The following is a 21,422-nucleotide window of genomic DNA, read 5'->3' on the forward strand; positions in this document are numbered from 1 at the left end:
TTGAGATGTTACAGAATGCGCAGATTACTTTTGCACCGGTTCCTTCGAGGATTTTTGCGGTTCTTTCAGCTGCTGATCCTTCCATTAGGTCTACGAATCTGAATGGTTTTCCGCCGATTGCTGTTTCTAACGGTACGGTTGCGTCCATGACTATTTTGTCTGTACAGAATTCTTTGATTCCTTCGACGGTAGGTTTTTGTGCTGCTAATGGTACGGTTAGGATTAATACATCTCCTTCTTTTGCTGCATCTTCGTTAGCCATACCTACCATGTTTAAGTCATAGTCTGCTAAGTCTTCTTTTGCTTTTGCAACTACGTCCAATGCCTTTTCTTCTTTTCTTGAACCTACAATTACTTCAACACCAGCAATAGCTAATCTTTCAGCAATTCCAAGTCCTTGTGGTCCGGTTCCTCCAATAACACTTACCTTCATTTTTATCACCTATTTTTTATCATACAATAAGCCGCCGACGAATATCAAGTATTCCGGCAGTTTACCATCATGAGCATAAAGAATTTCATATCCGAAGATTTCCTCGATGGCCCTATCCACTTCTCCACCTAAAGATTCTATTGAATATCTCATTTTGAAAGGCATTTTGCAAGGAGCTCCGAATTCCCTTGTACATCTCATGCACAGGTTACATTTGCCTAAATATAATCCTAAAGCATCCTCACTTTCTTGTGCGTAAATTTCATTCATTAACTTAACCTTAAGCCTTTCAAAGCGTTTCAAAACAAATTCCAGCTCTTGATCTGAGAAAGTGTGTTCGAGCTCTTCGGGCGAAAAGTCAATCTTAAAAGCAATTATCTTAAGTTTATTATATGTATTCCATACATCGTCGACATCGAAATCAAATGGAGGATAATTCCAGTTATATCCTAGCATTTCCTGCTCTTCGATGCATAATCTAGAGATTTTTTCAAAATCAACATACTCATCATAAAACTCTTGAACATCAACATCGGCCGTGATTTTACTAATCTCTGACATAATTAATATTATCTAAAAAGAACATTATAAAGTTTTTGAAAAATAATTATCCACAAAATAGACAATATCTTTAATTTTTATAGTTATTTTTCAATATTTTTCTAAATTTATCAAAAAATGTTTAATAAAAACAAATAAAATTCTTTAACATATAATTTTTACATGAAAAATTTATATTAAAAAATAGAAGTTATACAAATCAATGAAAAATTTAGTCAAAACATGCCAAAAGACCATTAAATTTTCCCCAATCCTCACACTAGTAAAAAAAATAGTTGATAAAAAGTTATTTAGACACTATTTGAAATAGCTTCTGTGCTTGTTCAGATAGTAGTTTACATAAGCAAATCCAATAATGGACCCTATTGACATGCCGCATACAATGCCCATATAAATACCTATATCGGCCAAATCAAATACGAATGCAAACAATCCCGCAAACAGCACTTCCAGGATAAATGTTCTAAGTATTGTCAGAATTAGGGACATTGTCCCCTTTCCCATAGACTGGAAAATGTTACCTGCCAATATACCGAATGGCATGAACAATATGAAGAAACATAGAATCCTTAAGGCTTCAACAACCCTTGCAGACAATACGGCACTGCTTGCAGAGTATGAGAAAATGAATGACAGAGGCTCAGCAAATATGAAGAAAAATGAACATATGATTACAGAAGATATCAATCCTAATTTAACTCCATAAAACAGAGCTGTTTTCAGATTATCAAAATTACGAGCTCCATAAGCCGCACCGCCGACTGTCAATGCGGCTACACCAATACCGATTAAAGGTGATATTCCTATTGAAATCAGTCTCCAAGTTGCAGTATAAGCGGCTACCGCTATGGTTCCTGACAATAAGGTCAGCCAATAGTTCATTAGGATGGATACAAATGAGAGAATGAATTGCTCCAAACTTGCCGGAATACCGACAACAAGGATTTCCTTATAAATTGATAAATCCCTCTTATATTCACTTAATCTGATTTCCAGGAAGCTATCCTTTTTATAGAACATCCAATAAAGCATAGGAAGCATTGCAAGTGTTGCTGCAAGAACTGTTGCTACTGCCGCACCGGTAATGCCCCATCCTATAACATAAATAAAAATCGGATCCAATATCATGTTGATTATGGCTGTAAGCATTAGAGGATATGAAGCCCTCCTGATTTCTCCCTGGGATCTGAATATTGCGGCCAGCATTGCCGGAATGAACAGTGAAAAGATGCTTCCCAAAACGATATATCCATATGCCAAAGCATAGTCTATTACCTCAACAGCACCCATCATCAGGAGAAGTGGCTTTAAGATGACCAAAATCAAGATTGTTGAAATGACCGTTACAATAAAGCATAGCATTATTGAATGAATTGCGCTGTTTCCGGCATCATGATACCTCTCGGCGCCAATGCATCTGGCTATCAGACTATTTGAACCGGCTCCCAAACCATTTGCAATTCCTACAAATGCAAAGAACAACGGTGTAACAAAACCGACTGCCGCAAGAGGCTCCGGACCTAATCCCGCAACCCAAATACCATCGATAATATTGTTTAGAGTCATGAATAAGTTGCTGATAATGATAGGCAATGCCAACTTATTTATAGCCTTTTTAGGATGGTTTACAATCAAATCAATTTCTTCAGTTTTGTTTTGTGCCATTAGTTCACCTTACAATATATTGTCCTGGATTTATAAAATCGTCTAAAAATTCCAAATAATCATCATTATCCAATTCATCGAGGTTAATGAATCTATAAGTATTAATAATTGTTTTTTTGAGGTTTTTTCCAACTTTGATAAGTCCTATATGTTCCGGAGTTAGGATATGTTCAACTAAATCCTTCGCATTGTTGAATTCCCTTTTTTGGGAGTGCACCAGAAAGTCCCCTTGAACATAGCAATTTTCACGGCCATATTTTGCTGCGAAGTTTTCACAGGCCTGATTAATGAAAACTTTTGGACCGACATTGACTTTAACATCATTTAACTCTGAAGAAGCAAGCTCCAATAGGATAACTGCAGATTCACGTTCATCACTCCAATAATCTGCCTTGAATACATTGAATTCCTCATCATTCAATTTTCGTTCAAGAGCTTCTGTCGTTTTTCTAAGCTGAGGGTGTAGAGTATCTAAAGGGATATCCGGAATATCAAAGCATATTGTGATTAAATCACCATTTCTGGAATTGAACTCGTTTAATAACTCCTGTTTATCCAAATTCCTTTTTAATGGATAAAAATAATCATTTTTGTTATCAGAGAATATGTAATTGCGTGCTGACTGGATAAATTCTGCCATCTTGTCCAATCTTAAGGCAGCACCGACATTTCTGTTCATATCGGTTGGGTCAATGACTATTAACGGATCATTGAATAATCCGGATGTCCCATAATTTTCCAAATCAATGGTTTCACCATACTTCCAGTTGAGGGCATTATTTAAAGTATTCTCAAATGTTCCATAATGGATAATCAATAATTCACATAAATAGCCTGCAAATCCACCTACTTTGAACTCAGAGCCATATGTGCCTGTCATTGACATGAATCTTTTTAAAAGCAGAACCTCATCGATTTGATCTTCACTTAAATTAGCCTTTACATAGCGGGTGTGAAGAATGGTCCTGTCAACAGCTGACTTAAGCTCAGTTCCATCATTAATCGCATAACACGGTACGATATCAACCTCAAATCCATTAATATGAGTTGTAACATAAGGATGTGAAGCAAAATGGTGTTCTGGAGTGCTTTCAAATTTCCTACAGCATTCATGAGCAAGATCTAAACCTACTTCCTTTAAATATTGCTTGTCGGTATCCAATGGAAAGGCAATGAAAATATCAATGTCTGATTTTCCCTTTAGTGCAGTATCCTTTGCGACTGAACCGACCAAAGCAACCTTTGCATCGATGCCATTTTCATCACAGGATTCCTGTAAGAAATTCATTAGATTTGATGAAACTTCATCAATTTCATTTTTCTCATCAAGAGTAGGTTTTATATCATTCAGTATTAACTCATAATCCATGAAATCACAATTCAAATACTTTTAAATCCTCATAAACCGGTCCGGATGGTTTTAGGGTTGATTTTTTAAGAGAAATTTTTGTTACTTTCATCTCGCCAATTTCAACATCACCCAATTCTTCAATTGTGGATTTTACCTTATCCTTATTTTTAGCTGCCTTCATGCGGCCGATAGTCAGATGTGTTGAGAATTTCTTGTCCTTATCAAATCCTAACAGTGTAAATTCCTTGTCCAGCTTGTCATGCAATTCCCTTATAGCTGAATCATCCTCTATTCCAATCCAGATGACCTTTATATGATTGTTGTTTGGAAAAGCGCCGCAGCTTCTAATCTTGATATCAAAAGGTTTGAAATCAGATACGACATTCGCGATTTTCTCTTCGAGCAGTTCCAAACCGTTGGTGTCAATCTCTCCAAAGAACTTTAATGTCAAGTGCAGATTGGCTAGCTCCACATATTTGATTCTTGCATCTGTCTTCTTAAATTCTTTGATAATCTTATGTATCTTAGGCTTTAAATCGTCATCCAAATCAATAGCTAGGAATGCTCTTACCTGTGACATGATATAACCTCACTGTTCAATAATAGTCTCATCAATAGCTATTCCAAAGTGGCGTGCATTAGACTCAATGTAAACTTTGACTTTGTCGCCTGCCTTTACATCAGCTACTGATAAAGGATTATCATTTTCATCTACTATTCTTATTGTTTCGGCATTCTGAAGAAGTGTTCTGATAATCTGGCCTTCATATTCTGCTTCAATCAATATCAAAGGCCTTCTCTCAATCTTGCTTCTTCCGACATAAGCAGTTCTTGTTTCACCTTGAGTGTTTACGATTAACACTTCGTCTCCTGCAACAAGTTCTGATAGGTATCTTGTTTTGTTTCCCGGAACCATCACATATGCCTGGACTGGACCGGCATTTACTCTGAATGGACGGGAAGCAACATATTCGCTTTCTAAAGATTCTGAATGTACTAAAAACATGGATTTTGAATATGATCCAATAAGCATTCCCTCTCCAGGCTTCATCATGTCTGTTGTATCGACACAGACCCTGTCACCTGATCCTAGAGGTTTGACATTTGTTACAGTAGCTATCTTCAACTCATATTTTGTTTGGGATGCCTTTACAACCTCTTCCGCTATCTTTTTGGTGTTATTAAAGTCATTCGCTTCGAAAATTACTCCATCGGTTCCATGCTCCAATGTTTCTAAAGCGACTTTAGCACCATCCAAATCACGTACGGCGGCAATTATTCCAACATCCTCCTTTTGTAAATCTGCAATAATGTTTTCAAGTGGGATAATTGTCCAATCTGTTCCAACAAGAATAATATAATCTACAATTGAACCCAATTTGACAGCCAATTGTTCATGTGCCTTATCGGTGATTACAATATATGCACATACTGTTTTTCCTTCGCTTTTTGCTTTTTTCGCATTTGCAATATCAACAGAATCTGCAAAATCATCCTTCAAATCTAAAAAGCCATCTCCTTCACCGTTGATACCTACCAAATAGATATCCGCATCATCAGTATTTGCAATTATCTTTACATTGCCAAGTTTTCTGATTTGCTCTATGTCATCCAAATCCAGAACATGGTCAATTCCTGATTCCAATGCTGTGGTAATCATTTCCTTTTTGTCTTCCCACACTTCGTCAGGAGTACTAATCCAAGCGAATTTGTTTTGCATTCAATCACCTATTCTAAGAATTTTAAAGCTTCATCTACTTCAGCGTCATGATGGACAATTTCTGAGATTGCCCTTGTAATCTTTCCTGGGTTTTCTGCCTGGAACAAGTTACGTCCAAATGCAACGCCTGCTCCACCAACTTCAAGGGATTCCTTTACCATTTGCAATAACTCTTCATCAGTATCTATTTTAGGACCGCCTGCAATTACTACCGGCACGATTGCTCCTTCAACAACTTCCTTAAATGAATCAGGATCTCCTGTGTAGTTTGTTTTTACGATATCAACTCCAAGTTCAGATCCAACACGTGCAGCATGCTTTACGAATTCCACATCATGCTCGTTTTCTACCTTTTGACCTCTTGGGTACATCATTGCAAGAAGGGGCATTCCCCAGTAGTCACAGGTTTCTGCGATTTCACCCAATTCCTGTAGCATCTGGCTTTCGGTTTCACTTCCAAGGTTTACGTGGATTGATACTGCATCTGCTCCAAGCTGAATTGCCTTTTCGACAGTTGTTACGGTTACCTTATTGTTTGGGTCCGGTGCAAGTGATGTACTTGCTGACAAGTGAACGATAAGCCCAATATCCTTACCGTAACCACGGTGCCCTTGCTTTACGATTCCCTTGTGCATTAATATTGCATCTGCTCCCCCTTGAGAGATTTCTTCGACAGTTTCATCCATATCAATTATTCCAGGAATAGGTCCGCTTGATACACCATGATCCATCGGTGCAATTACAGTTCTTCCAGTATTTCTGTTAATGATTCTTTCTAAACGAATCTTTTTACCTATCATTATTTAACCTCGCTATACTTATGAATTATATTTTTCGTGAAACTGATATATAAATATTAATTGTACAGATTTTGACATCTTTTTTAAGATTTTAAAAAAAATAAATTTATAAAAATTATAATATTGCAAAAATATAGAAAAGATAATTATTTAGATACGAAACAATCTTACAAATGAAATAAATATTTAAAAGATTTATAAGCAAACAATAAATTTAAACTTAACTATTTTTTCAGTTTGGGAGTCCACAAGTCAAATTCCTTAATTAATGGAGGAATGCCAGAATCGTGATAGGTTCCAAGATAACCTTCATCACTAATGATTTCCTCATCGCTTCCAACTGCAGAGTTGTAAAACTCCAAAATTCCACGATTCCTGATTACAGTATGTCTTGGCTTGAATGTGGATGACCAAATATAAAAAACCTTAAAAACAGTATCCGGATGATATCCTCCGCCCAGATCAATTGCAAGGACATCACATGATTGGGTAATCTTAAACACTTCGGCTATAACTTCATGCCTGCGAACATCACCTGAAATAAAACTAACGTCTAATTTTGCCATTTCATCAATCGCTTCCGGTGAGTTGTCAACAGCAACCACATTGCAATCATCTGGAAACAATCTGGTGGTGCCTCCGACATGACAGCCCAATTCAATTACAGTATCGCCAGATTCAACCAACTCAAGCAGATCCTGGCGATAATTTTTTACATCATAACCTAATTTAATCATGAACTATCCCTACATTGTTGAGTTTATCCATATGCAAGTCTTCAATGTTTAAAGTTTTGAATGCATCCTCATCATATGCAAAAGCAAATGCCGTATTTCCAAGCATTGCCATTGAACTGCCTAAAATATCATCCAAAGAATTAAAATAATCGACCAGTTCCTTCACTTCGCCAGACATCAATCCTGTCTCATGGGCAAATTTATTTGAAAAGTCCAAAAAGTTTTCCAAACCGGGACTTTCCTTAAAGCATTGCCAATATTTTATCCCTGAATCTGAAATGACCTTTTTGTGATGTTGGTCTTGAATAATGGTTGATGTTTCAATTCCGCCAAATGTTTTCCATGCAATATGGACATCATAATCAAATGATTCGATTTCACCTATCCCAGGAGCGCCCGGCTGGGTTCTGAACACCAGGCCATGGCCTGTCTGTGCTGTGACATCCCCTAATCCTGCACCCAAGTTAACTTCGGCCATGTGTGCAACCTGACCGCAAAGCTCTTTAGAATATCCTAAATCTAAAAATTCGTTTAAGGCTAATGTTAAGCTGAATGCCGATGCTGCAGACGTTCCAAAACCTGCGCCAATCGGAAGCTGAATGTCTTGAGTAATCTTAAAATCTGTTTCAATGTCTAAAATTGACAAAACCTCATCAATTACTGTAGAATCCCCCTGATTAACATCGATTGTCAACTCATCGGCAGGAGATATTGTGGTCTTAACACCTTTGGAAAGCAGAAATCCCGCACCACAAGAACCCTTTTTTAAACTAACTTTGTGGTCTTCAATATTGAAAAAGCCAGTGATGTGGCCGGGTACAAAAACTGAATTAGTCATGATAATCAATTAGTTTTTTGTCTAATTAAAATTTTTCAAAATGATTTTCCTATTCTTCAATCCATAACTTGACAATGTCCTTTGCATCATAAACATCCGCACCCGGAACCGATAAACCTCTTTTTACTTCAGCACCTTCACATAGCTTTTTTATGTCCTTTTCCGCTGAGCCAAATCCTGATCCTTCATGGGTCACAAACGGTTTAACTGTCTTTCCTGCAAAGTCAAGCTGCTCCAATTGTGTAAACATAGGCATTGGAAGGGTTCCCCACCAGTTCGGAAAACCTATGAAAATGGTATCATAATCTGAAATGTCATTTAATGCCTCCTTTATTTCAGGCCTTGCATCGGATTGCTGTTCCTTTTTTGCAACATCAATGCATTTCATGTAATCGGCAGGATATTCGACTACAGGCTCCACTTTGAATAATTCCGCTCCTGCAAATTCCCTGATATATTCGGCAATGACTTCGGTGTTTCCCTTTTCAATGTTCTTCAGCTCTCCGCCGAAGTAGTTTTCACCAGCTCTTGAAAAATAAATCACTAAATCAGACATTTAAATAACCTCTTATATGTTATATGATTAATGTATATTATTTAAATGCTGTTATTAACAACAATTGAAAAATTTAAAAAAAAAAGTAATAAGAATAGAAAAATCTATTCTTTAATGGAACGAGCGAGTTCCGCACCTTTTTCGAATGCTTCTTCTAAAACATCTTCATCAGGTACAAACAGTACATCCAAGGTATCGGTTACGGTGAAGCCCGCTTCCTCCAAATCTCTTTGAAGTTTTGCAATAGCTCCTCCACCCCATCCTTTGGATGAGAATATCAAAGCGTTCTTTTCGCTTCCTGTTCCTTTGAAGTTGACACAATCCAGCCAGTACATCATGTTGCCTATTCTTGGGAACGGCTTGTTCATCATTGTAGGAGCGCCCAATGCAATGGCTTTAGAGTCCAAAATGTCTGTAATCACATCATCAGGACCGTCTTCCTGCATGAAGTACATTCTGACTTCCACACATTCACTCATGATACCTTCAGCTATCTGGTAAGCGAGCTTTTCGGTTGAGTGGTGCATGGTATCAAAGATAACAGTAATCTTGTCTTTGCAGACACCGGATCCCCATTCTGTGTATTTTTCAACGATTGGGCCTGGGTTTTTCCAGATTTGACCGTGGCATGGTGCAATCATTTTGATTTCATTAATCAAACCGGTTTCGGTAAGCTCATTCAATTTCATTCTGAGCATCGGAGAGCCTAAGGTCACTAGGTTTGCATAGTACTTTTGCGCTTCCCTTAGCAGGTATTCTGTGCCATAGTCTTCATCGAATCTTTTGGAGTGGGCCACATGCTGACCGAATGCATCATTTGAGAACAGGATTCCCTCTTCAGCGAGCAATGTAAACATGCTGTCCGGCCAGTGAAGCATCGGTGCTGAGATGAATTTTAGGGTTCTGCCACCGATATCCAGTTCATCGCCAGTTGCAACAGCATTGATTTCCAAATCGGAGAAATTGTGGTATTGAGCTTCCAAGAACTTGATACAATTGGCTGATGCATATATTTCAGCATCAGGATTGTATTTGGCAATAGTTTCCCTTAAAAATGTTGAGTGGTCCATTTCAGAATGGTTTTGAACAAACACGTCTATTTTAAATTCCTTTCCTTCCTGTTCGAATGCATCCTTTACCCTTGCATCGAACTGTTCAAACATTCCCCTGTAGACATTGTCAATCAATACAGTTTTTTCCTCACCAAATACTAAATAAGCATTGTAGGTAGTACCTGGGATTCCATATCCATGGAAAGTTCTACTGTGCCAGTGGATAACACCCACCCAGTAAACGCCATCAGCCATCTTTACTGCTTTTGCTTTCATTTTAATAACCTCATAAATATTTTAAGTTATATAAATTTATATTGTATGTATTATATAAAATATTATATTTAATACAAAGAGGTTATATTTTGAACAAAAGAATCGATTTACATATGCACAGTTTATTTAGTGATGGGGAATTACTGCCTTCTGAACTTGCAAGAAGAGCTTTAAAATTGAATCATGAAGCTATAGCCATTACAGACCATGTGGATTGGTCAAATGTTGATACCATTCCAGCCATCCAAGATGCAATTGATGACATCAATGCGAATTGGGACATTACTGTCGTATTGGGTGCCGAAGTGACTCATGCTCCAGTTGAATCAATTGATGGAATAGCTGCAAGAGCAAAGGAATTGGGCGCAAAAATTGTAGTGGTTCACGGTGAAACATTGAATGAACCTGTAACCCCTGGAACAAACAGGGCCGCAGTTGAATCTGAAAATATTGATATTTTAGGCCATCCTGGCTTAATAACTGTTGAGGAAGCAGAACTTGCAAAAGAGAATGATATTTACCTAGAGATTTCAGCCCGCCAAGGGCATTGCCTTGGAAACGGCCATGTCGCCAATGTTACCCGCGAAGTCGGAAACAAACTATTGGTGAACACAGATACCCACTCACCGGACAACATCATAACCTTCGAAAAATCATATGAAATCGCATTAGGGGCTGGATTGACCCACGATGAAGCTATGAAAGCCATCGTTGACAATCCCCGTGAACTTCTAAAAACAAAAGGAATCCTATGAAAGCGTCAAAACTTTTGAAAATCATACGTAAAAATCTAAAGGATTACCCTATCGATTATCTGAAAAACAAGGTTACAGATGAGAGATATAGGGATCCCTTAACTAAAAAGCTAGCAAAATATAACTCCGGCGTATATGATGAAATCTATAGCATAGATATTTCAGATGATTTTGAAATCGATGATGACCTTATAAAAGGCATACGTTCGGATATCGGATTTTATTTTGACAGATATTCTGCAGGCGACGATGAAAACAAGCGGTTCACTGAATATGTTTCACTATACCTTGCATTGATAGCCAAAAGACCTCTCCATCCATACAGTGAAGACAAAAAGGATGACGTATACCATTTCAATGGGGATTACTACTGCAAAGGCCGCATGAAATATATACATGACGAAAAGTCTCTTTGCAGATATTGTGTCTGTAAAACTGTGGGTTTCAGCGGGTTATTTTAGTCATTTAAAACATTATATTTTAAAATCAAGTCTTTATCCAAAGAATATGAGTCAATCAATTCCAATCTAACTGCCTCATCCATTGTGTCAAATCCTTCACCATCGAAGAAAGTCTTTGCATTTGCCCCGCCGACAATCATCGGAGCCACACAAATGCTTATCTCGTCAATAAGGCCTGCCTTAATCATTGAAAAGTTTAAGGTTGAACCACCTTCAATCATCAGCTTATCAATACCTTCCTCATGCAAATAGCTCATCAACGCAACAAGGTCAACCCTTTCATCTCCTGAGAAGAAAAACTTGACACCTCGATTTTTGAATGTTTCATACTTTTCGGATTGCTTGAATTCATCTTTATATTCATTGGCACATGCAATGATTGTTTTTGCATCGCCGTTTGTAATTCTGGCATCGATTGGGGTTCTGCATTTGCTGTCAACTACAACCCGTATGGGATTGTCCTCCGGCTTTGCATCGATTTTATGGACTGTCAATCTTGGATCATCTGCAAGCACTGTTCCGATTCCAACCATTATTCCATCACATTCTTTTCTAAGCTCATGGACCCTTTCCAAATCCTTTTTTCCAGAAATGTTTGAAGAACCTGTAGCGGTTGCGATTTTGCCATCCAATGTCATTGCCGCATTCAATATTACATATGGCCTCATTGTCCCACCTATATATGATAAAGCATTTCCTTAATCTGCAAGAAGTTCATCAATGTTTGGTTTTCAAGCATGCCCGGCATGATTAATGCTATGGCAATACCAAGCAAACCAAATACCAATCCTATTGCCCAGATAATCTTAACGGCATCTTTCTCAGCAATAGGTTTTCTTAAAATCAATCTGATTAAAGATTTAAATCCAGTTTCAGGCCTTACCAGTTTACCTTCGTCGTTTATTTGGGTTGGCTTTTGTTGTTGGCGATTCATAAAACCTGCTGAATAGAATTTTAAAGCAGCATCAATGATGTTTGGCATTAAAATTATAAATGCAATTAACTTTACCCTTCCGATAAATGCAATACATACGATAGCCGCCCCAATAATCAGTGTTCCTGTATCTCCCGGGAAAATCTTAGCAGGATACCTATTATAATATAGGAATGCAATCAATGCACCGAGCATGCTCATGGAAATGATTGTTACATCATATTTTCCCAAAATCAAACAGGCGATTGTCAATGATGCCATTGAAATAATACCCAGTCCTGATTCGATTCCATTTAATCCCGCAAGCATATTTGTTAAATTGGAACCGATTGAAAGTGCAATTGGAATTGAAATCAAATATAACCATCCGACATTAGGCGGCGCTGCCCACATTAATGGAAGACCCGCTAAAAACAGCAAGAAAAACTTTTCTTTTGAAGATAATGCAAGCAGATCATCAACGATTCCAATAATTCCGACAAGTAATATTACTACAAGAACAATCGCCAATTCAAATGCCAGCAAATCATGAATATATATTCCAGAAAACATTCCAATTATAAATCCAAAAAGAATACCGAAACCGCCCATCTCAGCGACAACAGGCCTCCAGGATTTATGAATGTCCTTTCCAACAATATCAGCTGCTTCAAGTTTTCTAATAATCCTTGGCATAGACAATCTAGTTACAAAAAAAGATAGCAAACCACAGATTAGAGCTATAGCATATAACGGAAGTTGCGGTAAAAATATCATAATAAATTATTTGGCATTCATTATTAAAAAAAGTAATTATTTTTTATTTAGGATATAATAAACACTCCTAAGAGGAATATCCAATTCCAAAGATATTTCTTTTGCAGATAGGCCTTCCTTTTTAAGACGTTTAACGGTCCCATGATTATGTTTTCTCTTTCTATTGTCAAAACTGGCTTTGCTTTTGTTTAGCAAATAATAAACCCTATTGAGGGAAATGTCTAGCTTATCGGCAATTTCTTTTGGTTTCAATCCTTTGTTGGACAATTTCAAAACCTTAAATTCCTCACCATGGCTTTTTGACTTTGCACCCCAGTTATATTGCTTTTTGACTTCAATGTTGACCCCCTTCAAGGCATTGATATACTTGCCTGAAGTCCTCTTGTAGACGCTGGGAGAGCATGTGATTACCTTCAGATTGGGATACTCATCAATCAGCTCCACAATACGTGGAGTGGTCAATGGCTTCGTTATATGAAATGTTTTTACATTCTCATCCATATAATCACTGTTTATTAAGCAATTCCAGGAATTTCTCAGACTTGGCACTTTTCGGATTTCTGATGCTGTCGATATTATCGTTTTCCTCATTGACTCTTGATTTGTTGATGTTGAAGGCATTGCAAATGGCTTCAAGAGGAATGTCTGAATTCTCATTAATCAAAGCAACACCCAATGCAACATGATTGAACTTAATGTTCGAATTCCTAATTTCCTTTTCAAATTTGAATTTCTCATAAAGCAGCAAGTCCATTTCAGGCACTGGAATAATCTTAATGTCTGTAAATCTGTTCAAGATTTCAATTACTTTCGAATAGGTTGTTTGGAACACTTTTCTCTGTTCCCTATCCAGCTCAACCCTAATATATGGAAATGGACCGACATCTATTTTGCGCGCATTATTGGATGTTGTCAGATAATATCTGAATATATCCCAAATGATAAGTGTTGTTGCAATGTTTTTCAATACGTTTTTATATATGCTGTCCCTCTTTTTCAAGTCCCTGCTGAGAGACCTTTTCATGTTTCCAAACTTATCATAGTAATTCAGGCTTTTGAATTTTTCTTCAATCTTTGACTGTCTCCAGCCATCAATAGCATCCAAATCATATTCATCAATGAAATCGGGAGTCTGGTTTTCGAATTCTGCAATGACTTCATCGTATTTTTTAATCCTTTTGAAATCAGTTAGATTTCTCTTTAGAATGTCATCCTTAATTGCATCAATTATCTCTTCGGAATATCTTACATAGCCAATAGCCAAGGCCGTTCTTGCATGCTTATCATCGATGATGGCCGGTTTTGTTCTATAGAATCTTAATCCCTCGATTCTTACATTTTTACCGTAACGCCTTCTGACTTCCTCTTCATAGTTGTCCACATATTCAGAGTCAAGAGTGATGCTTTTCCTAACCAGCCTATTGTTTTCATCCTTAAATCTAACCACTAGAGAAATTGATTTTACGACGCCTTTACGTTCTTGTTTCAATATGCCTAAAACCTGTTTAAGGGATTCCCTTCCATACACTCCAAGTTCACTTCGCAAAACCATATAGTTACCGGATAATGGCAAATGAGGAATAATCTCAATTCTGTGAGTTGCTTCTCTTCTTATCTTAAATGTAAAACCTTGGCTTCCACAGCTGCATTTTCCTTCGATTTCCTTATATTCGCTCATTGAATATTTCTTATAGCAGGAATTGCACTTTACATATCCGAACTGTTCAAGGTTTCCGATGGCAATCTTATGGGAGTCAATAGCTGACTTTACCCTATCCAGAATATTCTTTTTGGCATTAGCTATCCTTCTGAATGTTTGATTTTGGCGGCTGTTTTCACCGATTTCATCCATTGCAACATCAGATACGGACTTTGTGCCATATTTATTTAGGGACATGAAAGGAGTAGTGTACCCTTGCGCATCCATATCATCCTTAAAGTTTTGCAGAACATTTAGTCTGTCATCTAGCTTAAAATAAAGGCTTTTGAAATTTTCAAAGTTTTCAATAGATTCTATGTCAATTGAATCCTTTGAAATTTCTATTAAGTAGTTCTCGGCTTTATTTACTAGGGCAGACTCTGGCATTTTAATCTATCTATTGAATTCTTTCACCGACTTTTCCGTTTTCATCAGGGGATAACAATGCACCGCTTTCACCTGTTGCCAAAATCATGCCTTGAGACAAGGTTCCGAACAGCTTTGCAGGCTGCAAGTTGGCAACGACACATACCTTTCTGTCAACCAATTCTTCCGGAGAGTAGAATTTTGCAAGTCCTGCAACAATCTGCCTTGGCTCGTCTTCGCCGATGTCTACCTGCAATTTCAATAATTTGTCTGATTTTTCTATTTTTTCGGCTTTTAAAACTTGTCCTATCTTAATTACAACTTCATCAAATTGATCAATACTAATTAAATCACTCATATTCTCATCCTCACTGCTTTCTTTTAGGTTTTCTTGCAATTTTGCCTTTTCGGCTTCAATCACGTCATCATCAATCTTTTTGAATAAAGGTTTGGCCTTGTTGATCTTGTGTCCTGATGGAAGGAATACAGCCGCATCTTTCCACTGGGACAGGTCATCGATATTCAATATTTTAGCAATTTCATCAGCTTTGGTAGGCAAGTATGGTTTTAATGTGAAAGCTAATGTTTTTGCAAGCTGATTAGATAAATAGAGACAATTTGCAGCTTTCTGCATATCTTCCTTAACTGCCTTCCATGGCTCTTGGTCATTGAAATATTTATTTCCTTTTTTGGCTACCTTAAATATTTCAAGCAATCCTTCCCTAAATTCAAAGTTGGCTATGTATTCACCAGCTTTTGCAGGCAACTCTTCAATGGCCTTTTTGAATTCCTCATCTTCAGCGGAAGGATTTGCATATTCAGGGATTTGGCTGTCAAAATACTTGCGGGTAAATGTAAATGTCCTATGCAGGAAGTTTCCGATTACATCCGCCAGTTCATCATTGTTTCTTCTTTGGAAATCATCCCATGAAAAGTCTGAATCCCTGTTCAATGGAGCGTTGATTGTCAAGAAGTATCTTAATAGGTCCGGGTCATAGTCCTTTACAAAATCGGCAATCCAAATAACCCAGTTTTTGCTTGTAGACATCTTTTCACCTTCAAGTGAAAGGAATTCACCTGCGTAAATCATGTCTGGCAATTTGCAACCGTATGCCTTTAAAAGGCCCGGCCAGAAGATTGAATGGTGGTAAATGATGTCCTTGCCTATGAAATGAACCACAAAGTCGTTCCAGTATTCCTCCCATTTAAGGCCGGATTGTGCTGACCATTGTGATGCTGAAGAAATATAACCTAAGAATGCTTCAATCCAAACGTATAATACTTTGCCTTCGGCCTCTTCAAGAGGCACTGGGATACCCCAATCCATATCCCTTGTTAAAATCCAGTCATTCAGTCCGTCATTTAGCCAGGTTGATGCGTAATTCTTGACATTTGCCGGAAGGTTTTCATTGTTTTCTATATACTCCTTCAGGTCATCTTCAAATTCTGACAGTTTGAATGCATACTGGAAGGTATCCTTAATTATAGGGGTTGTTCCGCAGGTAATACATTGTGGTTCGTCGAGTTCTGTTGGATCAAGCGCTCTTCCGCATTTTTCACAGTGATCACCCCTTGCTTCAGAACCGCAGACAGGACATAAACCTTCCACATATCTGTCAGGCAGGAACTTATTACAGTTCGGACAGTATAACTGTTGGATATCCTCTCTGTAGATAAATCCGTTGTCATATAAATCCTTAAAGAAATTTTTGGCTATTTCATAATGGGCCTCATCTGTAGTTCTTGTAAAGTTATCCAGAGAGATGTTCATTGATTCTACATCTTTTACAATTAAATCATGATATCTTTTTGCAATTTCAATCGGTTTCTTGTTTTCCTTATCCGCCTTGACTGCAATTGGAGTTCCATGCTCATCTGTTGCACAAACCAGTAATACGTCGTTTCCAACCATCCTGTTGTATCTGGCATAGATATCTGCAGGCAGATAGGTTGAACGAATGTGTCCCAAATGACATGGCCCGTTTGCATAAGGCAATGCACATGAAATGAAAATTTTTGACATTTATCTAATCCCCTTTATTATTTTAGACATTATTTAATTATGTTAATCTTAATTTATAAAGTATTATTTTTAACAGTGTTATAATATGATGAATTGAAATAAATATTGATTTTAAAAATGAGCAATCTATTTAAAATAGAAAAGAAAAATTAAGAATCATGTCTGAAGTTTCTTATATAAACCCATTATCCGACGAAGGAAGAGGAATCATTAGAAAATATGGGGATTTAAATCAGATATTCGAGGAAGATGAATACTTGATAGACCTGTGTACCCATACAACAAATCAAAGAATCTCCGATGACACCTTGATTCCGAAGTCTTACCATGACCTGGCCATCAAGCGCATCCAATGGGCAATCGAGAAAAAGAACAACACCAATTTCAGACAATCTGAATTCGAATACATGACAAACGGCGACCTGTTCCAGCAGGATGTCGTGACATTCCATATATTGTGCCAGGCCATAGCAATTCAATTCAATCTCGGGTCACGTGAAACAAGACTCTTTGTCGAATCACAAGGAACACTTATCTTAGAAAGGCTTGCAAAGATAGCCCCAATGACAAGAGCGGAAATTATAGACGAAGTGCTTGATGAAGTAAAGACAGATGGATCTATTGAATGGAAATCACTAAAGGACGTAATAGCAACAAAAAAGCTTAAATTGACTGATTTGCTTATTGATGACGGGGACATCATACTCCAGCAGGATGACTTTTTAGAGAGGTTTTCAGAAAAGTTCCATGACAGAAGCCCGGACAGAATGTACAATATCCTAATCGGAGAAAGCGTAAAAGAGCAAATCCTATCAAGACTGATAATGCAGAAAACCGAGGAATACATTGCAAGAATCAAGGAAATGTCAGCCAGGATTGAAATCCATCCGGCCATCATCAAGATTGGTGAAGAGCTAAAAGAATTCATTCCAGAAGAAATCAGCAAATATAACCAGTATTATGCCGGAAGCGGAGGAATATATGGTTCGGTCCAAGCTGGAAAATTGAATCCGGAAGCGTTTCCACCATGCATCAAGGCAACCGTCGAAGGAGTATCATCAGGTGGACGTAACGATGCAATTGTGCTTCTTTTAACTTCATTCGCTTCATATGCTCGTTTATATCCAAGAATATTCGCATCAGATGAGACAGTGAAGGTTTCTGATATGGATCCTGATTTGTCAATTACTGAAAATGAGATTCTGCCGTTGATTTTCGATGCTGCAGACAACTGTACACCACCTCTGTTTGAAGACCAGCCCCAAGAAAAGATAAATATCATCTCAAAGCTGGGCTTTGGAATGCATGACAGGGTCGACATCAACCACGAAGGCGAAACAAAATGGTACACACCGATGAGCTGTGAAAAAATCAAGATACACCTGCCTACCCTATGCCATCCCGACAAGTCCTGCAAAGGCATAAACAACCCATTGTCCTGCTATGGACGCAAAAAATACCAGCTGGACAATGCAAAAAATGAGTAATCAGTAAGAGTTCTGTGAAAACATGAATGGATTATGGCCTTCATAGATTGCATCATAATACTTATTTAAAATAGCTGTTTCCCACATATTATAATTGGCTTGCTCCTCTTTTTCAAAATTATAAGCCAACAATCCAATTTTGCGCATATCCTCATCTATTCCATTTATTTCACAAAATTCTGTTATGATATCGGGAATATACTCTGAAGGTTCGCTGCTGCTGAAATCCAAAAACTCGTCATATTCCTTTTCGGAGAAGAGTTCCTCTTCATCGATTGGCTCTTCATATGAATCGATTGTGAACAACTCAATGTATATGTCATCAGCCAGAGGAAGCTGATTCAATTCGATTCCAAGCCCGTAAACCTTGCCGGTTTCCAAATTCAGTACAGTATGGCCTGTTCTGATGCCTGCCTGCCAGTTTTCATAGGCCGGCCTTACAATTTCTTCAGGCGTGAGGCTTGACAAGATTACCTTCAAATGTTCAACTCCAATCACTTCAACTATCTCTTCCATGAGAATACTTTAACAATCATAATTAATAAAAGTGTGCGAAAACATTTTTGCACAAATGTGCACTTACCGAATAAATAAATACTTTAAAAATAAACCTATAATCATGTTTTCTAAAGCCAGCCTAAAAGAGCGAAGACAATATTACCGTGAGGAATGGTCAGTCAAAGACTTGCCGGAATTCATCTCTACCGATTTAAAGAAAAGGGAATTCGGTTTTGACCACAACGGTAAGGGACCTAACGACAGGTATAAGGTATTCAGAGGTCCTGAGTCTTTGAAGAAATTCTTGAGATATAAGGCTCCCTTTGCAGCATACATTTCCGTGGCATTCTACAACAATCCAAGAAGAAGGGAAGACTGGCTTAAGGCGGAATACATCTTCGACGTTGATGCAAAGGATATTCCAATCAGGTCCTGCCAATGCGAAGGGGTTTGTGAAACCTGCCTTGGCGAAGCTTTAGAAATTGTTAATTCTTTAATTGATACATTAGAAAGCGATTTAGGTTTAAAAAATATCCATCTGATCTATTCCGGCAGGGGATATCACATCAGAATACTGGATGAAGAGATGATGACAGCAAACAGCGAGCTGAGATCCGAAGTTTTGAAATATGTTGCAGGCGCTGAAGTTCCAAAATCCCAATTCATAAACTCAGAAGTTTCAAATCAAAGCTTCAACTTTGAACACTTCACAATTCCTGTAGGATACTCAAAGATATTTACCGATAAGGTCAAGTTCAATGTCCAGCACTTGGTCGGAAATGAAAAGATTGATGGAATCAATCCAAAGCTGATGAAGGACATTATTGCTTCAAGACACCATCTGGAAAATGACGATTGGGGCTACTTCAAAAGGGATATTGGCCCTAGACGCTACAAGAATTTTGTTGAAGCCATGGCCCGCGTCAATCTTGCAACAATAGATGCAAAAGTAACAATAGACCTGAAAAGGATTTTAAGACTTCCTTCTTCACTGCATTCAAAGGTAAGCATGAAATGCATGGAAGTCAAAAACAGGGAAACCTTCGATCCTTTTGACAAAGCTGTGCCAAAATTCGTTTATGAAAGAAAAGGTGTATAATATGGATGACGTTTTAAGAGGAATTTTGAGAAACAACCAATATTTTGAAGAGATTAACCAAGACAGGTTTGTTCCGGCTTATTTGGGATTGATTGTAAATGGCGTCGTTATTTATCATGTAAATTGGATTGATTTTGTAGATGAAGAGATTGTTTTCATGCACAAGGACATCCAAACCCACCCAATAGCCTCACTTTTTATAAAGAATCTTGATTCTCTAATGATCATCACCAATGACGGAATCAAGGAAGTCCTATAATCAGGAGAAATATGATGCATATCAGAAAAGCGGTTATCGATGATTTAAGCGAAATCATGACCATTTATCGGGTTGCTCAAGACTATATGATTGCATCCGGAAATCCCAACCAATGGGGACACTTCTACCCTACAGAAAAGTTAATAAAAGAAGATATAAACAACGGAACTTGCCATCTGATATGTGATGATGAGATGCCTCACGGCGTTTTTGCCCTTTTTGACGGATTGGAACCGACTTACCAATATATTGAAAAAGGAGAATGGCTTAACGAGAAAGCATATGTGACCTTGCACAGAATTGCAAGCGATGGAAAGGTACATGGCATCTTCAGATGTGCAATGGACTACTGCAAAAGCATTTCAGACAACATCAGAATTGACACTCACCATAGCAATAAAATAATGCAAAAACAGATTGAAAAAAACGGATTTGAAAAATGTGGAATAATCTATGTTGCCGATGGCTCACCACGAATAGCCTACCAATGGTCAAAAGATTCTATTGAATAGCTTTCTGGTCTGATTTCAAGCAGATATCGATTACTTTTTGAGAAATTACTTCAGGCGGGTCATCTGCCGGGATAATGTTCCATTCATATGTGGCCACCTTTGTTTTTGAACGAACTTCCCTCAAGTCATCGATATTCTCAAACATCTCCTCCTCTTCATTACGGGATTTGATTCTTCTTAAGGATTCTTCAGGAGAAACATCCAAAAAGAACATGCAGTCTGATTTTGGAAGAACAAATGAAACAATCTTATAGACGATAGTGTTGATTCCATCCGGTAGATAGGCTACAGCCATAGTGTATCTTGAAAAGATCACAACATCTGTCTTTTTATTGTAGCAGTACATTTGAACTGATCTGAGCGCGTCAAGACCATAATAGAGTGTTGCTTTGATTTTGTTTATCTTCCCCTTTTTCAGAAGGGCCTGCTTTGATTTGCGGCCGAACTTATTGTCGTTGCATGGATGTGACCTTACAACAACGTCACGCCCTTTGCTTTGATACATTTCAGACAACAGTCTCACTTGCGTATCCTTTCCGCATCCGTCCAAACCATCAAAAACAACAAATTTCTTCATGATATCA

General features: G+C 37.8%; 24 protein-coding genes. 6 read left to right on the forward strand and 18 right to left on the reverse strand.

Annotated elements, in window-relative coordinates; genetic code table 11:
- The 11 genes from ACJMLD_RS06385 to ACJMLD_RS06435 form a co-directional block, all read right to left on the reverse strand.
- Positions 1 to 433 (reverse strand): NAD(P)-binding domain-containing protein (locus ACJMLD_RS06385; protein ID WP_405269416.1); only part of this gene is annotated, 433 nt, incomplete at its 3' end.
- Between the two features lie 9 nt (positions 434 to 442).
- A complete protein-coding gene (locus ACJMLD_RS06390) occupies positions 443 to 994 on the reverse strand; it encodes a DUF2284 domain-containing protein (RefSeq protein ID WP_405269419.1) in 552 nt (183 codons plus the stop codon).
- 297 nt (positions 995 to 1,291) lie between these two features.
- The gene (locus tag ACJMLD_RS06395) at positions 1,292 to 2,659 is read right to left on the reverse strand and encodes an MATE family efflux transporter (RefSeq protein ID WP_405269422.1); all 1,368 of its coding nucleotides are present in this window, start codon (positions 2,657 to 2,659) and stop codon (positions 1,292 to 1,294) included.
- A gap of 4 nt (positions 2,660 to 2,663) precedes the next feature.
- Positions 2,664 to 4,028, reverse strand: coding sequence for a CCA tRNA nucleotidyltransferase (cca, locus tag ACJMLD_RS06400; protein ID WP_405269425.1), 1,365 nt, complete (start codon positions 4,026 to 4,028; stop codon positions 2,664 to 2,666).
- Positions 4,029 to 4,032: 4 nt separating this feature from the next.
- Positions 4,033 to 4,590 carry an RNA 2',3'-cyclic phosphodiesterase gene (thpR, locus tag ACJMLD_RS06405; protein ID WP_405269428.1) on the reverse strand — a complete coding sequence of 186 codons (558 nt, stop codon included), beginning with the start codon at positions 4,588 to 4,590 and terminating at the stop codon, positions 4,033 to 4,035.
- A gap of 9 nt (positions 4,591 to 4,599) precedes the next feature.
- Positions 4,600 to 5,730, reverse strand: coding sequence for a 3-dehydroquinate synthase II (locus ACJMLD_RS06410; RefSeq protein ID WP_405269431.1), 1,131 nt, complete (start codon positions 5,728 to 5,730; stop codon positions 4,600 to 4,602).
- Between the two features lie 8 nt (positions 5,731 to 5,738).
- Positions 5,739 to 6,533, reverse strand: coding sequence for a 2-amino-3,7-dideoxy-D-threo-hept-6-ulosonate synthase (locus ACJMLD_RS06415; RefSeq protein ID WP_405269579.1), 795 nt, complete (start codon positions 6,531 to 6,533; stop codon positions 5,739 to 5,741).
- 221 nt (positions 6,534 to 6,754) lie between these two features.
- The gene (locus ACJMLD_RS06420) at positions 6,755 to 7,267 is read right to left on the reverse strand and encodes a class I SAM-dependent methyltransferase (protein ID WP_405269434.1); all 513 of its coding nucleotides are present in this window, start codon (positions 7,265 to 7,267) and stop codon (positions 6,755 to 6,757) included.
- Positions 7,260 to 8,105, reverse strand: coding sequence for a pantoate kinase (locus tag ACJMLD_RS06425; protein WP_405269436.1), 846 nt, complete (start codon positions 8,103 to 8,105; stop codon positions 7,260 to 7,262). The genes ACJMLD_RS06420 and ACJMLD_RS06425 overlap by 8 nt, the downstream gene beginning before the upstream one ends.
- Before the next feature lie 49 nt (positions 8,106 to 8,154).
- Positions 8,155 to 8,661, reverse strand: coding sequence for a flavodoxin (locus tag ACJMLD_RS06430; RefSeq protein WP_405269439.1), 507 nt, complete (start codon positions 8,659 to 8,661; stop codon positions 8,155 to 8,157).
- 104 nt (positions 8,662 to 8,765) lie between these two features.
- Positions 8,766 to 9,989, reverse strand: coding sequence for an FprA family A-type flavoprotein (locus ACJMLD_RS06435; protein WP_405269442.1), 1,224 nt, complete (start codon positions 9,987 to 9,989; stop codon positions 8,766 to 8,768).
- An 89-nt stretch (positions 9,990 to 10,078) separates the two neighbouring features.
- Between ACJMLD_RS06435 and ACJMLD_RS06440 the strand changes: the two genes are divergently transcribed.
- Together ACJMLD_RS06440 and ACJMLD_RS06445 are read left to right on the forward strand one after the other, a co-directional pair.
- A complete protein-coding gene (locus ACJMLD_RS06440) occupies positions 10,079 to 10,744 on the forward strand; it encodes a histidinol phosphate phosphatase domain-containing protein (RefSeq protein ID WP_405269445.1) in 666 nt (221 codons plus the stop codon).
- Positions 10,741 to 11,205 carry a DUF2115 family protein gene (locus ACJMLD_RS06445; protein WP_405269448.1) on the forward strand — a complete coding sequence of 155 codons (465 nt, stop codon included), beginning with the start codon at positions 10,741 to 10,743 and terminating at the stop codon, positions 11,203 to 11,205. The genes ACJMLD_RS06440 and ACJMLD_RS06445 overlap by 4 nt, the downstream gene beginning before the upstream one ends.
- On the opposite strand, the gene ACJMLD_RS06450 is transcribed toward ACJMLD_RS06445, so the two are convergent.
- From ACJMLD_RS06450 to metG, 5 genes are read right to left on the reverse strand one after another with little or no spacing between them, the layout of a single operon-like run.
- Positions 11,202 to 11,873, reverse strand: a complete 672-nt coding sequence (locus ACJMLD_RS06450; protein WP_405269451.1) for a 2,5-diamino-6-(ribosylamino)-4(3H)-pyrimidinone 5'-phosphate reductase — start codon at positions 11,871 to 11,873, stop codon at positions 11,202 to 11,204. The two genes, ACJMLD_RS06445 and ACJMLD_RS06450, sit on opposite strands and share 4 nt — an antisense overlap.
- 8 nt (positions 11,874 to 11,881) lie before the next feature.
- Complete coding sequence (locus ACJMLD_RS06455) at positions 11,882 to 12,895, reverse strand: MraY family glycosyltransferase (protein WP_405269453.1); 1,014 nt, start codon at positions 12,893 to 12,895, stop codon at positions 11,882 to 11,884.
- A 36-nt stretch (positions 12,896 to 12,931) separates the two neighbouring features.
- Positions 12,932 to 13,396 carry a hypothetical protein gene (locus ACJMLD_RS06460; protein ID WP_405269456.1) on the reverse strand — a complete coding sequence of 155 codons (465 nt, stop codon included), beginning with the start codon at positions 13,394 to 13,396 and terminating at the stop codon, positions 12,932 to 12,934.
- Between the two features lie 4 nt (positions 13,397 to 13,400).
- Positions 13,401 to 14,981: a DUF530 domain-containing protein gene (locus tag ACJMLD_RS06465; protein WP_405269458.1), complete on the reverse strand. Its 1,581-nt coding sequence runs from the start codon at positions 14,979 to 14,981 to the stop codon at positions 13,401 to 13,403.
- A gap of 10 nt (positions 14,982 to 14,991) precedes the next feature.
- A complete protein-coding gene (metG, locus tag ACJMLD_RS06470) occupies positions 14,992 to 16,983 on the reverse strand; it encodes a methionine--tRNA ligase (RefSeq protein ID WP_405269461.1) in 1,992 nt (663 codons plus the stop codon).
- Between the two features lie 158 nt (positions 16,984 to 17,141).
- Between metG and priL the strand changes: the two genes are divergently transcribed.
- Positions 17,142 to 18,470: a DNA primase large subunit PriL gene (gene priL, locus ACJMLD_RS06475; protein WP_405269464.1), complete on the forward strand. Its 1,329-nt coding sequence runs from the start codon at positions 17,142 to 17,144 to the stop codon at positions 18,468 to 18,470.
- Here the strand turns inward: priL and ACJMLD_RS06480 are convergent, their stop codons facing one another.
- Positions 18,471 to 18,986: a hypothetical protein gene (locus tag ACJMLD_RS06480; RefSeq protein WP_405269467.1), complete on the reverse strand. Its 516-nt coding sequence runs from the start codon at positions 18,984 to 18,986 to the stop codon at positions 18,471 to 18,473.
- A gap of 103 nt (positions 18,987 to 19,089) precedes the next feature.
- On the opposite strand from ACJMLD_RS06480, the gene priS reads away from it, so the two are divergent.
- From priS to ACJMLD_RS06495, 3 genes are read left to right on the forward strand one after another with little or no spacing between them, the layout of a single operon-like run.
- Positions 19,090 to 20,067 (forward strand): DNA primase catalytic subunit PriS, encoded by a 978-nt coding sequence (priS, locus tag ACJMLD_RS06485; RefSeq protein ID WP_405269470.1) that lies wholly within the window; start codon positions 19,090 to 19,092, stop codon positions 20,065 to 20,067.
- 1 nt (position 20,068) lies between these two features.
- Positions 20,069 to 20,326, forward strand: coding sequence for a hypothetical protein (locus ACJMLD_RS06490; protein ID WP_405269472.1), 258 nt, complete (start codon positions 20,069 to 20,071; stop codon positions 20,324 to 20,326).
- A gap of 14 nt (positions 20,327 to 20,340) precedes the next feature.
- Positions 20,341 to 20,838, forward strand: a complete 498-nt coding sequence (locus ACJMLD_RS06495; protein ID WP_405269475.1) for a hypothetical protein — start codon at positions 20,341 to 20,343, stop codon at positions 20,836 to 20,838.
- Here the strand turns inward: ACJMLD_RS06495 and ACJMLD_RS06500 are convergent.
- Positions 20,828 to 21,415, reverse strand: a complete 588-nt coding sequence (locus tag ACJMLD_RS06500; RefSeq protein WP_405269478.1) for a thymidylate kinase — start codon at positions 21,413 to 21,415, stop codon at positions 20,828 to 20,830. The genes ACJMLD_RS06495 and ACJMLD_RS06500 overlap by 11 nt on opposite strands.
- Positions 21,416 to 21,422 lie beyond the last annotated feature (7 nt).

Origin of the sequence: Methanobrevibacter sp. (assembly GCF_045112895.1) — an archaeon.
Classification (GTDB): Archaea; Methanobacteriota; Methanobacteria; order Methanobacteriales; family Methanobacteriaceae; genus Methanocatella.

What these genes read in the sequence shown, in the direction of transcription:
- ACJMLD_RS06390 (WP_405269419.1), bottom strand. Translation starts at nt 994, where the DNA reads ATGTCAGAGATTAGTAAAATCACGGCCGATGTTGATGTTCAAGAGTTT.
- ACJMLD_RS06395 (WP_405269422.1), bottom strand. Translation starts at nt 2,659, where the DNA reads ATGGCACAAAACAAAACTGAAGAAATTGATTTGATTGTAAACCATCCT.
- cca (WP_405269425.1), bottom strand. Translation starts at nt 4,028, where the DNA reads ATGGATTATGAGTTAATACTGAATGATATAAAACCTACTCTTGATGAG.
- thpR (WP_405269428.1), bottom strand. Translation starts at nt 4,590, where the DNA reads ATGTCACAGGTAAGAGCATTCCTAGCTATTGATTTGGATGACGATTTA.
- ACJMLD_RS06410 (WP_405269431.1), bottom strand. Translation starts at nt 5,730, where the DNA reads ATGCAAAACAAATTCGCTTGGATTAGTACTCCTGACGAAGTGTGGGAA.
- ACJMLD_RS06420 (WP_405269434.1), bottom strand. Translation starts at nt 7,267, where the DNA reads ATGATTAAATTAGGTTATGATGTAAAAAATTATCGCCAGGATCTGCTT.
- ACJMLD_RS06425 (WP_405269436.1), bottom strand. Translation starts at nt 8,105, where the DNA reads ATGACTAATTCAGTTTTTGTACCCGGCCACATCACTGGCTTTTTCAAT.
- ACJMLD_RS06430 (WP_405269439.1), bottom strand. Translation starts at nt 8,661, where the DNA reads ATGTCTGATTTAGTGATTTATTTTTCAAGAGCTGGTGAAAACTACTTC.
- ACJMLD_RS06435 (WP_405269442.1), bottom strand. Translation starts at nt 9,989, where the DNA reads ATGAAAGCAAAAGCAGTAAAGATGGCTGATGGCGTTTACTGGGTGGGT.
- ACJMLD_RS06445 (WP_405269448.1), top strand. Translation starts at nt 10,741, where the DNA reads ATGAAAGCGTCAAAACTTTTGAAAATCATACGTAAAAATCTAAAGGAT.
- ACJMLD_RS06450 (WP_405269451.1), bottom strand. Translation starts at nt 11,873, where the DNA reads ATGAGGCCATATGTAATATTGAATGCGGCAATGACATTGGATGGCAAA.
- ACJMLD_RS06455 (WP_405269453.1), bottom strand. Translation starts at nt 12,895, where the DNA reads ATGATATTTTTACCGCAACTTCCGTTATATGCTATAGCTCTAATCTGT.
- ACJMLD_RS06460 (WP_405269456.1), bottom strand. Translation starts at nt 13,396, where the DNA reads ATGGATGAGAATGTAAAAACATTTCATATAACGAAGCCATTGACCACT.
- ACJMLD_RS06465 (WP_405269458.1), bottom strand. Translation starts at nt 14,981, where the DNA reads ATGCCAGAGTCTGCCCTAGTAAATAAAGCCGAGAACTACTTAATAGAA.
- metG (WP_405269461.1), bottom strand. Translation starts at nt 16,983, where the DNA reads ATGTCAAAAATTTTCATTTCATGTGCATTGCCTTATGCAAACGGGCCA.
- priL (WP_405269464.1), top strand. Translation starts at nt 17,142, where the DNA reads ATGTCTGAAGTTTCTTATATAAACCCATTATCCGACGAAGGAAGAGGA.
- ACJMLD_RS06480 (WP_405269467.1), bottom strand. Translation starts at nt 18,986, where the DNA reads ATGGAAGAGATAGTTGAAGTGATTGGAGTTGAACATTTGAAGGTAATC.
- priS (WP_405269470.1), top strand. Translation starts at nt 19,090, where the DNA reads ATGTTTTCTAAAGCCAGCCTAAAAGAGCGAAGACAATATTACCGTGAG.
- ACJMLD_RS06490 (WP_405269472.1), top strand. Translation starts at nt 20,069, where the DNA reads ATGGATGACGTTTTAAGAGGAATTTTGAGAAACAACCAATATTTTGAA.
- ACJMLD_RS06495 (WP_405269475.1), top strand. Translation starts at nt 20,341, where the DNA reads ATGCATATCAGAAAAGCGGTTATCGATGATTTAAGCGAAATCATGACC.
- ACJMLD_RS06500 (WP_405269478.1), bottom strand. Translation starts at nt 21,415, where the DNA reads ATGAAGAAATTTGTTGTTTTTGATGGTTTGGACGGATGCGGAAAGGAT.